Source organism: Protofrankia sp. Cas4 (assembly GCF_963555915.1).
GTDB lineage: Bacteria > Actinomycetota > Actinomycetes > Frankiales > Frankiaceae > Protofrankia.
On sequence record NZ_CAUVXL010000215.1, the window covers coordinates 1 to 13833 of the forward strand.

A 13833-nucleotide genomic window follows, 5' to 3' on the forward strand; every position below is an offset into this window, starting at 1 on the left:
ACATTCGCCCGTGCGGACCTCAAAGCCAGACGATATGAGGTCCGCACGGAGATCCGACGAGCCTCCGACCACGAACAGGGGAGTCGTCTCCTTCGCGTCGCCGGAGAACCTATGATCTCAAGGAGACAACAGGTGAGTCTCTCCACGCTCGAACGCATTGACCCGCGTGCCCCGTCGACTCGACTGACCCAGTTCTTCGATCCTGATTCATTTGAACCCTTCGCCGCGGCGGACAGCTCCGGGGTGCTGGCTGGAAAGGGCACCGTCGACGATAATCCGGTCGTCGCATTTGCTACGGACGCAACCATTCAGGGCGGGGCGATGGGCCGTGACGGCTGCGCTCGGATCGTCCACGCCATTGAGGCCGCAGTGCGCCTTGACATCCCGGTGGTGGGAATCTGGCATTCCGGCGGTGCTCGGCTCCGGGAGGGCGTTGCCTCCCTCGACGGTGTCGGACGTGTCTTCGCGGCCACCGTCCGGGCATCCGGACGGATTCCGCAGCTGTCCCTGGTGCTGGGTGCCGCCGCAGGTGGCGCGGCATACGGCCCGGCGCTGACCGACATCGTCATCATGGGCCCGGATGCCAAGATCTTTGTTACCGGTCCGGACGTCGTCCGCACGGTGACCGGCGAGGACTGCACCGCCGACAGTCTGGGTGGACCCGATGTGCACGCACGCCGCAGTGGAGTGGTAGCGATCAGTTGCGACTCTGACGAGGCTGCCGTCGACCACACCCGGCGGCTGTGCGCGCTGCTTTGCGACCAGGGCGAAATCGGGCCAGTTCAGGATCGTGACCTCGGCAGCCTCCTGCCGGAGTCGGCCCGTCGCGCCTACGACGTACACCCGCTGGTGGCCGGCGTCCTCGACGACGACGTGCTTGAGCTCCATCCCAAGTGGGCACCGAACATCGTCACCGCGCTCGGTCGCCTCGGCGGCCGTACGGTCGGCGTGGTCGCCAACAACCCGCTGCGTCGCGGCGGCTGCCTCGACGCGACGTCCGCCGAAAAGGCGTCACGTTTCGTGCGCATGTGCGACTCGTTCGGAGTGCCGCTGATCGTCCTCGTCGATGTTCCGGGGTACCTGCCGGGTGTCGGCCAGGAATGGGAAGGCGTGGTCCGGCGCGGCGCGAAGCTGCTCTATGCGTTCTCCGAATGCACCGTGCCCCGCGTCACCGTGGTCACCCGAAAGGCCTACGGCGGCGCCTACATCGCGATGAACGCCCGCTGTCTGGGCGCGAGCGCCGTGTACGCATGGCCTACCGCCGAGGTCGCGGTCATGGGCGCCGAGGCCGCCGTGGGAATCCTGCACCGGCGCACATTGGCGGAGGTTCCGGTTCAGCGTCGACCGACCGTGCTTGCCGAGCTCACCGCTGAGCACGCACGCGCGGTCGGCGGGATCGACCGGGCAGTGGAGCTGGGAGTGGTGGACGCCGTGGTGGAGCCCGCCGCCACCCGTTCGGTCCTCGCCGAAACCCTCGCCGGGGCCCCGGCCGGCCGTGGCGCCCACGGCAACATCCCCCTGTAGGAACATCCCCCAGATTGATCGCGTGCCGTCGTCTGGGCCTGCCAGCCGGGACGACGGCACGGAGACCACCGGCTCACCCGACGAGATAGTTAGCTGAGGTGAAATAACTAAACGGGCACAACGGTTGTCCCAGGTGAAGCCCTCACTCGTGACGACCGGAAGGAACGATGACCGCGCTGCCCGACGCCACGACCGTCAACCCGCCCCGACCAGAACCACGGCCAGAACCACGGCCAGGCGGCGCACTGCTCGCGCTGTCCGTGCCGAACTACCGCCGCTACCTGAGCGGACAGGTCGTGTCGCTGGTCGGGACCTGGATGCAGATGGTCGCGCAGGGTTGGCTGGCGCTTTCGCTCGGGGCGTCCGGGACGGTGCTCGGGCTCGTCACGGCTGCGCAGTTCCTGCCGGTCCTGCTGTTCGGCGCCTACGGCGGGCTGCTGGCCGACCGGGCCGACAAGCGGCGCTTGTTGATCTATACCCAGGTCGCGTCCGGGCTGTTGGCCGCCAGCCTCGCTGTTGCCGACATCACCGGTGTCGTCCAGTTGTGGATGGTGGCACTCATCGCGGCCGGCCTCGGCACCGTGAACGCGGTGGACAACCCGACCCGGCAGAGTTTCGTCCACGAGATGGTCGGCCCGGACGTGGTGGCCAACGCCGTATCCCTTCAGTCGGTGGCGGTGAACGCGGCCAGGGCGGTGGGGCCGGGGATCGCCGGCGTGCTCATCGCCGTCGCCGGAACCGGCGTCTGTTTCATGGTCAACGCCGCGTCCTACCTGGCCGCCATCATCGCTCTGATCCGGATCGACCCGCGTTCGCTTCGCCGGCGCGCCCCGCTTCCCCGAGCCCGCGGCCAGATCCGCGAGGGCCTCGCATACGCGTTACGAACCCCGGCGCTGCGGGTTCCGCTGGTCATGATGGCGGTTATCGGCACCCTCGCCTACGAGTTCGCCGTCGTGCTTCCGCTGTTGGGCCGCGAGGTGTTCCACGGCGACGCCGGCACCTACGGGCTGCTCACCGCGGCGATGGGCGTCGGCGCGGTGGCGGGCGGCCTGATCGTCGCCAGACGAGGCCGGGCGACGCCACGCGCCCTGGTCGGCGCTGCCGCCGGTTTCGGCATCGTCATCCTGGCGGCCTCGGTCGCGCCGGATGTCCATCTCGCCGCCGTGGCCATGATGCTGGTGGGAGCCGGCAGCGTGGCGTTCCTGTCCATCGGGAACGCCACCTTGCAACTCGCCTCCGCGCCCCACATGCGTGGCCGGATCATGGCCTTGTGGGCCGTGGCCTTCCTGGGCAGCACCCCTGTCGGGGGTCCCACCATCGGATGGATCAGCGAAGAGCTCGGTGCCCGGGCGGGCCTGGCGACCGGCGGGCTGGCCGCCCTCCTCGCGGCCGGGTACGGCGCGCGCCAGCTACTCGGTCCCGCCGGTCAGTCCGGTCAGTCCGGTCAGTCCGGTCAGTCCGGTCAGCCCGGCCCCGCCGAGGACGCCGCCCTGCCGAGATCGGGTAGCCGCAGCTGCTCGCCGGGGTGACCCCGGTGCGCCTGGACGGCACTGAGGTGGTAATCCTCCGCCAGGTCGAGGAAGTCGGGCTCATGGTAGCGGCGGCCGTCCAGGGTGGGGCCGAGCGTGCCCTCCATGATTGCTTCGACGTCCTCGCCGGTGATGGTCTTGTTCGTCTCCAGTGCGTGGGTCACTGCGAGAACCTCCCGGCGGTTGTCCGACAGGATGACCTCGGTCCGCTGATAAAGCTCCTGGAGCTTGGCCTCGACCTCGTCGACGAACCCGTCACCGAGGTACCCCGGGCCGCCGCCGGGGTACGCCGGACTGGCGTCAAGAGCAGCGGCCAGCGCCGGCCGGGACGTCAGGGTGCTGCCCATCGCGTGTCGGCCGATGCTGCGGGCAACCAGCTCGGTGGCGGCGTGCAGGTCTGCGCCCACGCCCTGGGTGTGGTCACCGTCGAAGAACATCCGCTCGCCCACGATGGAGGCCAGAAAGGTCATCACATCGATCTCGACCTCGGACCGCCAGTCGACGAACCTGTCCTCCAACGGCACCGGGGCCACGAACCCGCCGGTGTCCCCACGGCGCTCGATGCTCGCCATGTCGATGACCATGTGCTTCTGCAGTCGGTACATGACCACCGCATGGCACGCCTCGTGCAGGGCGATGCTGTGGCGCTCCCGCTCCACGTACTCGTGGTCGTCAGGCAGCCCGTGTTCCTTGATTGACTTGGCGCGCAGCAGATCCGGCCAGGTGACCACCTCACGACCAGCCTTGATCGCCTGGATGAGCGCCTCGTTGACCATGTCCTTGATGCTCGCCCCGGTGGCGTACGGGCTCATCACTGCGAGCCGTTCGACCTGATCGGCGCTCACCTCGTGGCGGACCCTGTCCAGGTAGCCGTTGAAGGTCCGTACCCGGCCCTGCCTGCTCGGGTAGCCCACCTTGTAGATGCGATCGATCCGACCGGGACGCAGCAGCGCCTCGTCCAGCGACTGCGGCATGTTCGTCGCCATCATGACCATGATCCGGTACTTCGGCGGCGGCTTCGGGCGCATGCCCAGGGCACGCCGCACGACCCGGTTGAGGAAGCCACGCGGCTTCTTCAGACCCGATATCTCGGCGAGCAGTGCCTGCAGCGTTCCGTCGATGCTGGACGGGCCACCACCACCGCCGGGAACCACGAAGCGGGCCTGCGCCAGTGCGCGGCGTGCCGAAGTGCTCGCATACGTCATCCCGTTACAGGGGTCACCAGGGTCGATCAGACCGATCCGGTTGCCGGCGGGCTGACCACGGTTACCCAGCGTGTCGGCCTCGTCAAAGAAAACGATCACGCCGCCGTACCGCAGGGAGAGCGTGCGCAGCTTGCGGAACAGAGCCTTGACCTTCATCACGCCGACGCCGAAGAACATGGCCCGAAACGCGCCCGGGTCGACGAAGACGTAGGGCTTCCCGGTCTCACCGGCGACCGCCTCCGCGATCAGGGCCTTGCCGGTACCGGGTGGACCCCACAGCAGGATGCCGCCGGGTACGTAGCCGCCCCGACTTTCGATCTCGTGCGGCTTCTCCAGGTAGAAGACCGCCTCCTTGACCCTGGACAGGACGTGATCCTGGCCCCAGACGTCGGTGAACCGGGTCTTGATGTCCTCGGGGAAGTACACCTCCACGCCGCCGCGGGACAGGAACCAGAACAGCAGCGCGAACTGCCCGATCGTGATAGACATGATCAATACGATCTGCACCGCGAACGGGGCTGCGTGCCAGCTGTCGCCGGGAAGCCCGATGATCGCGTGAAAGACGGAGTCGTGCCTGATCCGGGCGTAGACGAACGCGAAGATCACGACGGCCGCCGTCCACGTCAGCGCGCGGCTGATGCGGTAGCGGTTCCAGTCGTCGAGCTGGAGCAGGCCGCGCTCGAGCCGGCCGAAGACCCTGTCGGTCCAGAAGACGTGGTACTGCGCCGACCGCTCGCCGATCAACATATGGACCTGGCGAACCATCTCGATCCCGATCAGCGCCAACAGCCACCAGCTCGCCGCCGCCTGCTCACGCACGGCGTCGGTCCAGCTCATGATCGGGTTATCCGCCATGGCAGCGGCTACCACGAACACGAACAGCGCACCGAGCAGGACCAGAAACTTCACCCTGTCCCAGCGCGCCAGCGGTTTGCGCACCGGCGGGGATGGCTGCGCAGGCTGGGCCTGATTCATGATCCTTACCTCAGGTGATCGGCTTGATCGTGAACGATGTCTGAACCTTCTGGATCTCGGCGCGATGCCGGTCGTAGCACCAGGACGAACAGGCGAACACAAGCTGGTACAGCCTGGTCTGATCACGGTCCAGCAGGCTTGTCTGGTCGACGGTCACCAGACCCGTGCCCAGGTGGAGCTGGTACACCAGATGGACGCCGTGGACGCCCCCGCCCTGGTGGACGGGATCGTCCACCAGCAGGAGGAACTCCGGGGCAAGCCGGGCCCGCTGCGGATCCTGGCGAACCGCCACCTCCTGCGCCTGGATCTCCTGGTCGATGGAGACAAGCTGGTTGCGCAGGTCATTGGTGGACAACGTGGCCGCCTCCTCCGGCAGAAGCTGGCGGACCTGCACGAATCCCTTGGGTTGCGCCGCGTCCGGAAGCAGGAGGTTCTTGTCGTCGAATCTCGACGCGGCATCAATCCCCACGACCCACTCACGACTGGCCAGCGTCCGAGCGGCCTCCGGACTGATATTGCGGGCGTCGATACCGACGAAGGCCGGTCCGGGCATCGGCTGATGCTGCCACGAACTCGGGATCTTGAGAAAGGTTCCGGCATCCTTGTTGGTCACATACTGGTAACGAGCCGAACCGCAACCGAGGAGAAGAACGAGGGCCGCCAGAAGCGCCAACACCGCCAACGCGACGCATCCCCGCAGCGTACCGGCGGCCGACGAGTACACGATCATGGGACTTTTCGCGCGCTCGGAGGCCCCGGACAGCCTGGTTCTCCCGGTCACGGCCAACCTCCAGAATCTGGTGAGGCTCTGCTCATGGTGCAGCACAGCCCCCTGGATGGCACCTTCTCCGAGAAAACCAAGCGCATGAACCAGACTCGACGGCCTCGACGGCCTCGACCGACCGAGATCCAGTAGATCACCCGAAGACTTTCACCGGGCAGGCCCTATGCCGCAAGATCCGCAGGTGGGACGGGATACCCGAGAAAGAAGCCCTGCCCCTCGTCACAGCCGAGGTCACGAAGTAGGCTGCAGACCTCGTCCGACTCGATGCCCTCGGCAACCACCCTGAGATCGAGATTGTGCGCGAGATCAATGATGGACCGCACGATCGAGAAATCCCTGGGGCGACGCGCCACGTTCAGCACGAACGATTTGTCGATCTTGAGATCGTGCACCGGAAGATCGCGCAGGTAGGCGAGCGACGAGTACCCGGTCCCGAAATCATCCACGGAGATCCGGATTCCCGCGCGGCGCAACTGGGTGATGACGTTCATCGCGTTGCGGGTGTTCACCATCACGGCACTCTCGGTGAGCTCAAGTTCGAGCGCCTGTGGCGGCATGCCGGTCCGGTCCAGCTCCGCCTGTACCGTCGAGATCAATTCTGCGTCGTGCAACATCCGGGCCGAGACGTTCACCGCCACGGGCAGCAACCGACCCGCGTCCCACCATGATCGCGCCTGGTCCAGGGCGAGCATGAGGACCCGGCGGGTCAACGGCCTGACCAGGTTGCTCTGTTCGGCGAACGGAACGAAACGCCCCGGCTCGACCAGGCCGTGCGACGGGTGCTGCCAGCGGACCAGCGCCTCGACCGCGGTGGTCCGCCCGGTACGCAGGTCGACCTTGGGCTGGTAGTGCAGGACCAGCTCCCCGCCCGCGATCGCCGAGCGAAGGCCGCCGAGCAGTTCAAGGCGCTCGCGGCGGTTCTGGTCGGCATCGGGGGCGTACACCGCGACCCCGACGCAGAGCTGCTTGGCCCGGTACATGGCCACGTCGGCACACCGCACCAGGGTTCCCGGATCGCTCCCGTCACCAGGCCCGATCGCGATCCCGATACTTCCCTCGACGCTCAGTGGAAGGGTGCCGACATCGATACGCTCGGCCAGGGCGGCCCGCACACCGCTCGCGACGGCAAGGGCGTCAGCGACTCCCCGCGGCGCCGACGGCAGCAGGATCGCGAACTCGTCCCCACCGAGGCGGGCGACTGTCGCGGCCGAACCGGTGGCGCGTCGTAACCGTACCGCCACCTCGCGGAGCACATCGTCACCGGCTCCGTGACCCAACGTGTCGTTGATCTCCTTGAACCGGTCGAGGTCCATCAACAGCAGGGCCAGCGCACCGCCGTCGGCCTCGACCGTGCGCAGCGCTCGCGAGATCCGGTCGTGCAGCAGGACCCGGTTCGCCAGCCCGGTCAGCGGGTCGTGCCGGGCCTGGTGGCGGACCTCCCGCTCGGCGGTATCCCGTTCGAGCGCGGCTGCCAGCACGTTGGCGACGGACTGGACGAACGCCGCCTCATCCGGGGCGAACTCCCGCCGGTACGGCGCGTACGCGACCAATACGGCGTGGCTGCGGCCAGCCGCGCCGATACGGGCCGCAACACCATGGAAAGCAGCCCCACGGTCGATGATCGTGGGGCCATCCGAGGCCAACGCGACCGGAATGATCGCCGCGATCGGGTGTGCCGGATCGGCCGGGTTGTCCCGGCCGGTCGCCGCCAGCACCTCGCAACCGGGCAGACCCAGGGTGACGCGGACCACCTGGGCGGCCTCGGCGAGCAGGTCCGGGACGGTCAGCCCACCCAGAGCACGCTGACCGAGCTGGGCAACGGCCGACTGCAGCCGTTCCGCCCGCTGCAGATCGGTGACATCCTGCAGCACAACGGCAACCAGCTCCCGGCGCCCGTCCACCTGCGGGATCACCGAGATCCGTAACGCCCGCGCCGGACCGGGCCCGGCTCGACCGCGCGCATCGGGGTCGGGGTCGGGGTCGGTGCGGCCGAGGAGATTGACGTCGCCGTGCTGGGGCCGGCCGGTCCGCGCCGCCGTGGCGGCCAGTCCCCACTCGCCGTCCAGCGCCACGCCCTCGCCACCGGGCCGCAGCATGATCCCCAGCCGGTCCAAGGGTTCGCCGACCCGTAACCGCTCACCGAGCAGGCGATCGACAACCTGCGACGTCCGGCGCAGACCGAGCGCGCGGTCGTAGACCAGGACACCGACGGGAAGCTCGGCGCCCGGCACGCCCCCGGAAACGAGCTCCAACAGGGCTGTGTGTTCACTGACCGCCTCAGCGTCATGCTGGTCACGGCTCACATCGATAATCGTCCCCGAGTTGCCCGAGACCGCACCGTCCGGCGCCCGCAGCACGTTGGCACGGATCTCGACGCGCAGGTAGGCACCGTCGCGGGTCCGGTAGCGGGTCACATGCCGGCAATGATCAGAACCACCGGCCACCACCGCCATGAACAGCGCGATCGTGTGGTCGTACTCATCCGGGTGGACGTAGTCGAGGAAGTGACTCCCCAGCGACGCGACGACGTCGAAGCCCGTCACCGTCGTCCAGGCGCGGTTGAGGTACGTCCAGCGTCCCTCGGCGTCGGTCTGGAAGACGACCTCCGTGAGGGTGTCCAGGATGCCCCGACCGGGACCTTCCGGATTGTGACCTTGAAGGGACATAGCGCAGCATTATCACGACTCTCCGCCCGGCTGTAAATGCTTTGAGTAACAGTTGAACTACCATGCAGCCCCATGGGATGGCTACGTATCGCAGTCACCGCGCTCCTGACGGCTAGCTCACTGCTGGCCGGGATGCCCGGCCAGGCCAGCGCAGAGCCTGCAGGACATCAATTTCCCCCACCGTGCACAACCGGGTCGCCGACATGTGTGCGGGAAACGTTGACGACGATGCGTGACCAACTTCGACCACTGGAGGACCACTGTGACCATCGGGTGATCTTTTCCTTCGCCTATCTGCGCACGACCGAGGCATTCGGCGATGCGGCCGCGGTCGCGGGTTCCTTCGCCGATCCCGGGTGGGTCAACGCCGAGGACGCGCTGTTCGCCCGGTACTACTTCCGGGCCTTCGACCAGTGGGCGGCGGGCCGTCCGACCGACGTGCCGCCAGCCTGGCGGGTGGCGTTCACCGCGGCCGCCACCACAACGCTCTCAGCCGCCGGTGACCTGCTGCTCGGCATGAACGCCCATGTCACCCGCGATCTGCCGTTCGTTCTCGCCGAGCTCGGCCTGGCCGGTCCCGACGGCCACAGTCACAAGGGCGACCACGACCGTGTCAACGCGATCCTGGCGCGGGTGATGGATCCGTTGCTGGCGCAGGAGGCAGCCCGCTTCGACCCGCACCTGGATGACGGGACGCTGCGCTACGGTCTCGGCCGCGACGATCTGATCGAGATGTTGACGGCATGGCGGGAGGACGCCTGGCACGACGCAGAACGCCTGGTCGCAGCCAGGGGCACCGACGAGTACGCCGTCGTCGTGCACACGATCGAGACCAGCGCCGATGTCCGCGCACGGTTGCTGCGGGTACTGCTCGCCGACGAACAGCCGTCGACGACGTCTGTCCCCCGGGACGCCTGGTGCGCGCGCCACCATGCATCCGACGCGCTACCCGGGGCCGCGCCGACGGGTCGAGGGCAGCGGGCGGACGAGATATAGGGCACACTCGATCGGGTGGGATATTACCGACACGGCCGAAAGGTTCCGGCGTTGCCGCCCGCGCAGCGCAACGCGCTCGGAGCGGTCACCATTTTGATCGTCTTCACCATGGTCGCCCTGACCACGTGGCGGCCCGCGCAGTTCGTCGTGCCGGCGCTGGTGGTGATCGCCGGGCTCGCCGGCCTGGACCAGTCGATCGTCACATCCTCCGGTCGCGCCCGACCCGGGACACCGGTCGATCCCGCCGCCGGCAGACCGGTAGGCGGCGTCCGTGGCAGGGACGCCACCGATGCCGCGACGAGCACCCTTGCCCTCCCTCGCCTACGGTCGGTCGATCCCCGCGCCGCGGTACCCAGCCGTCACCAGGCGCCGGCCGAAGAGGACGTGTTGTCCTGGTCGACCCTGGACAACGCCGGGCTGGACGACCCGCTCGCGGTCCACACGATGGCGATCGACATGCGGGCCCTGCTGGAGGACGGACCGGCGTGGGTGCGCTGACCGCCTCGTTGAGAACGCGCCGGGGGCGACGACCACCCAGTCAGCACGAGCGCTCACGGGCCCATCCTGGCCCAGCCTCGCGCCCGTTCCAGGTCCGCCGGTGCGTCGCAGTCCAGGGTGGTACGTCCGTCGGCGGGTAGCACCAGTACCCGCGGGCCCGCCAACACCGACCGCATCGACGCTCCGGCCGGCACCGCCGGGAGACGCGCACGCAGCGCGGACGTCCGCCACACCCCGGTCAGGTACTGGTGCCGGCCGGCTGGATCAACCAGGAGCGCACCCCACGGAGGATCATCGTCGGTCCGGCCGGCTCCCGTTGCGTCCCGGCCACCACCGGCACCGCCACCGCCACCGCCACCGCCCACGGCCCGCACGAGCGCGGCGACCGTCGCCGCGGTGAGAAACGGAAGATCGGCCGCGAGCACGGCGACCAAGGGTGCGCACACCAACTCCAGACCGGCGGCGAGCGCGGCGACCGGTCCCCCGCCCGGCGGTCGTTCGCGGGTCCAGCGCACCGGGCGGGTCACCGCGACCCGGCGCGCCGGTCCGACCACGATCACTTCGCGCGCGCCGTCCACCGCCGCGAGAACACGATCCAGCAGGGTCTGGCCGCCGACGGTCAACGCGGGTTTGTCCACGCCGCCGAGGCGGCGGGCCGCTCCGCCGGCAAGCACCAGCGCGTCCCAGCTCATCCGCCGATCGCCGACATCGGTCGCGCGGGCTGCGCAAAGGCGGGGTCGTCAATACCGTGCCCGGCGCGCTTGCCGCGGACCGCGCCCGCCCACAACTGCGCAAGGTGCGCGTCGTCGGCCCCGGCCCGCATGGGCGTGCGCAGGTCGGTCTCCTCGCGGGCGAACAGGCACGAGCGCACCTGCCCGTCGGCGGTAAGACGAACCCGGTCGCAGGCGGCGCAGAACGGTGCGGTCACCGAGCCGATCACGCCGACCGTGTCAGGTCCGCCGTCCACGGCGAACAACTCGGCCGGCGCGCTGCCGCGACCGGGCAGTGCCGTCAGGGTGAACTCCGACCGCAGCCGGGCGAGGATCTCCGCGCCGGTGACCATCACCCCGCGATCCCAGCTGTGCTGAGGGTCCAGCGGCATCTGCTCGATGAAGCGCAGGGCGTAGCCCCGCTCCAGGCACCATCGCAGCAGGGCAGCAGCCTCGTCGTCGTTGACGTCCCGCAGCAGCACCGCGTTGACCTTCACCGGTGCCAGCCCGGCCGCGGCCGCGGCCGCCAGACCCGCACACGCGTCCGCGAGCCGGTCCCGATGGGTAATCGCCAGGTAGCGGTCGGCCCGCAATGTGTCCAGGGAGACGTTCACCCGCTCCAGGCCGGCGGCGCGCAGCGCACCGGCAAGGCGGGCCAGCGATGTGCCGTTGGTGGTCATGGACACCTGGGGACGCGGACGCAACGCCACCAACCGGGCGACAAGGCCGACCAGACCGGGCCGGACCGTCGGCTCACCGCCGGTCAGTCTGACCTCGGTCACTCCAAGGCGGGTGACCGCTATCCGGACGAGACGGAGTACCTCCTCGTCGGTCAGGGTCTCCTCCCCCGGCAACCACGCCAGGCCTTCGACGGGCATGCAGTAGGTGCACCGCAGATTGCAGCGGTCCGTCAACGAAACCCGCAGGTCGGTGGCGACTCGACCGAAGGAATCCCGCAATGCCACCATCTCAGCTTAGAGCGCCGGCGGATCGATCGGCGATCGGCGTCCGCGGCGTCCCACGAGGAGATCGGGCCCGGATACCGGTGTCACACTCAGATGGGCCGGCGAGGCGTGCGGATCTATGGTGGAGTGGGCGCGGGTTGACCGGACAGTCCCACGGTGCCGCACGCCGCGGTGGACACTGTGTCCAGGTACGCCCGATATAGGTCGACGGCAACGGGAGGGCACAGGCGAAATGCAGGTCTTCGGTGTCGACATCGGTGGTACCGGCATCAAGGGTGCGCCCGTCGACATCGACGAAGGGACACTGGCCGCGCCCCGCATCCGGATTCCGACGCCGCAGCCGTCGCTACCGGGCGCCATCGCCAAGACCGTTGCGGACGTGGTGGACCACTTCGGCTGGACGGGTCCGGTCGGAGCCACCTTTCCCGCCGTGCTCAAGGACGGGATCGCCAAGACCGCGGCGAACGTCGACCCGAGCTGGGTGGACACCGACCTGGCGGCCACCCTCGGCGCGGTCCTGCCAGGCGGGGTAACGGTGATCAACGACGCCGACGCCGCCGGAATCGCCGAGATGACCTTCGGTGCCGGTCGCGACGTCGGCGGTGTCGTCCTCATGACGACCTTCGGAACCGGTATCGGCACAGCGCTGTTCCTTCATGGCCAGCTCCTTGCGAACACCGAGTTCGGCCATCTTGAGATCGGTGGAAGCGCGGCGGAGACCTCGGCCTCCGAGGCGGCCCGCGAACGCGAAGATCTTTCCTGGGAGAAGTGGGCGAAGCGGGTCAGCCGCTATCTGAGCGCGCTGGAAGCGCTGCTGTGGCCCGATCTCATCATCATCGGCGGCGGCGCGAGCCGAAAGGCGGATCGATTTCTCGATCGTCTCGAAATCCGCACGAAGGTGGTCCCCGCCCAGTTGCAGAATAATGCCGGAATTGTCGGGGCCGCGCTGTTCGCCGCGGGCGACCAGGCCCGTCCCAAGGCGCCGGCACGGGCACCGCGCCGCCGGCCGCCGGCCACCCGGCCCCCCGGCGGCCGCCGTCCCTGACCACCCAGGATGGGCGCAGCGTGGTGTCGGCGGGAGGCCGACAGAGCGTGTCGACTCCCGGGGTGAGACACCGCCGGTATGTCGATGGCAAGGTGTGGTGGTAAGCATGAGCGGCCGGTTCGACAATCCGGACACTCACCGTTACCAAACGTGCCACGGCGGATTCGGACGACGCCGATGAGGAGGCGCCATGCGTGAGCTGCGAGCGGTCGCGCTCAGCGAGGACGGCGGCTACCTCGTGCTCGCCGATACCGCGGGCGGACCCGACGCGGAAAAATTTCGGGTACCGGTTGACGACCGGCTTCGAGCGGCGCTGCGCGGGGCGCGACGCAGCGAGGTACGCCAGGAAAGCGCCCTGACTCCACGGGAGATCCAGGCGCGCCTGCGAGCTGGCGAGACAACTGCCGAGGTTGCGCGGGTAGCGGGCATTCCAGTCGAGCGGGTGGAGCGCTACGAGGGCCCGGTGCTGGCCGAGCGAGCCCGGGTGGTACAGGAGGCGCGGGCGGCGCTGCTACCCAAGGACCCTGGTGGCGCCCCGGGCCGGCCACTGGGCGAGGTTGTGGACGCCCGGCTGATGGCCGCCCAGGACGACCCCGACGGCGCGCAGTGGGATGCCTGGCGTCGGGTGGACGGAATCTGGCTGGTACAGCTGACCTCGGAGAGCCGGTGCGCGCGCTGGACCTGGGATCCGGTGGTGCGCCGGGTGCGCCCACACGATGATGCCGCCAGGGCGCTGGTGACTCCTGAGGTACCGGTCGAACCCGCCGCACCGCCGCTGCCCACGCCGCTGCCCACGCAGACCGGCACCACCCGGCCGCCCGGTCCCGCGCTGACCCTTGTGCAGGAGCCGGTCCCTGCGCCGGCGCCGGTTGCGCACCCGCCGGTCGCGGTGCCGCCGCCCACGCCGGTCCAGCCGGCGGCGGCACGGGGGCGGAC

At 69.1% G+C, this 13833-nt stretch carries 11 protein-coding genes; 6 read left to right on the forward strand and 5 right to left on the reverse strand.

What is annotated here, in order from left to right:
* Window positions 1-132 precede the first annotated feature (132 nt).
* Both U9979_RS19660 and U9979_RS19665 read left to right on the forward strand, forming a co-directional pair.
* A complete protein-coding gene (locus U9979_RS19660) occupies window positions 133-1524 on the forward strand; it encodes an acyl-CoA carboxylase subunit beta (RefSeq protein ID WP_322750609.1) in 1392 nt (463 codons plus the stop codon).
* Window positions 1525-1691: 167 nt separating this feature from the next.
* Window positions 1692-3053, forward strand: coding sequence for an MFS transporter (locus U9979_RS19665; protein ID WP_322780549.1), 1362 nt, complete (start codon window positions 1692-1694; stop codon window positions 3051-3053).
* Here the strand turns inward: U9979_RS19665 and U9979_RS19670 are convergent.
* The 3 genes from U9979_RS19670 to U9979_RS19680 all read right to left on the reverse strand — a co-directional run bounded on the left by U9979_RS19670 (window position 2987) and on the right by U9979_RS19680 (window position 8683).
* A complete protein-coding gene (locus U9979_RS19670; RefSeq protein ID WP_322780550.1) occupies window positions 2987-5233 on the reverse strand; it encodes an AAA family ATPase in 2247 nt (748 codons plus the stop codon). The genes U9979_RS19665 and U9979_RS19670 overlap by 67 nt on opposite strands.
* A 10-nt stretch (window positions 5234-5243) precedes the next feature.
* Window positions 5244-6014 (reverse strand): hypothetical protein, encoded by a 771-nt coding sequence (locus tag U9979_RS19675; RefSeq protein ID WP_322780551.1) that lies wholly within the window; start codon window positions 6012-6014, stop codon window positions 5244-5246.
* A gap of 164 nt (window positions 6015-6178) precedes the next feature.
* Window positions 6179-8683, reverse strand: coding sequence for an EAL and GGDEF domain-containing protein (locus U9979_RS19680; protein ID WP_322780552.1), 2505 nt, complete (start codon window positions 8681-8683; stop codon window positions 6179-6181).
* A gap of 132 nt (window positions 8684-8815) precedes the next feature.
* Between U9979_RS19680 and U9979_RS19685 the strand changes: the two genes are divergently transcribed.
* Both U9979_RS19685 and U9979_RS19690 read left to right on the forward strand, forming a co-directional pair.
* On the forward strand, window positions 8816-9679 hold the full coding sequence (locus tag U9979_RS19685) for a DUF5995 family protein (protein WP_322780556.1): 864 nt from the start codon (window positions 8816-8818) through the stop codon (window positions 9677-9679).
* Between the two features lie 51 nt (window positions 9680-9730).
* Window positions 9731-10177: a hypothetical protein gene (locus tag U9979_RS19690; RefSeq protein ID WP_322750614.1), complete on the forward strand. Its 447-nt coding sequence runs from the start codon at window positions 9731-9733 to the stop codon at window positions 10175-10177.
* A 53-nt stretch (window positions 10178-10230) separates the two neighbouring features.
* Here U9979_RS19690 and mobA read toward each other — a convergent pair whose 3' ends face one another.
* Entirely contained in the window at window positions 10231-10869 is a 639-nt protein-coding gene (gene mobA, locus U9979_RS19695) for a molybdenum cofactor guanylyltransferase (RefSeq protein WP_322780553.1), read from the reverse strand.
* Complete coding sequence (gene moaA, locus U9979_RS19700; RefSeq protein ID WP_416220262.1) at window positions 10866-11855, reverse strand: GTP 3',8-cyclase MoaA; 990 nt, start codon at window positions 11853-11855, stop codon at window positions 10866-10868. The genes mobA and moaA overlap by 4 nt, the downstream gene beginning before the upstream one ends.
* 229 nt (window positions 11856-12084) lie before the next feature.
* Here moaA and ppgK point away from each other — a divergent pair, with 229 nt between their 5' ends.
* Together ppgK and sepH are read left to right on the forward strand one after the other, a co-directional pair.
* Complete coding sequence (gene ppgK, locus U9979_RS19705) at window positions 12085-12897, forward strand: polyphosphate--glucose phosphotransferase (RefSeq protein WP_322780554.1); 813 nt, start codon at window positions 12085-12087, stop codon at window positions 12895-12897.
* A 190-nt stretch (window positions 12898-13087) separates the two neighbouring features.
* Window positions 13088-13833 (forward strand): septation protein SepH (gene sepH, locus U9979_RS19710; protein WP_322780555.1); only part of this gene is annotated, 746 nt, incomplete at its 3' end.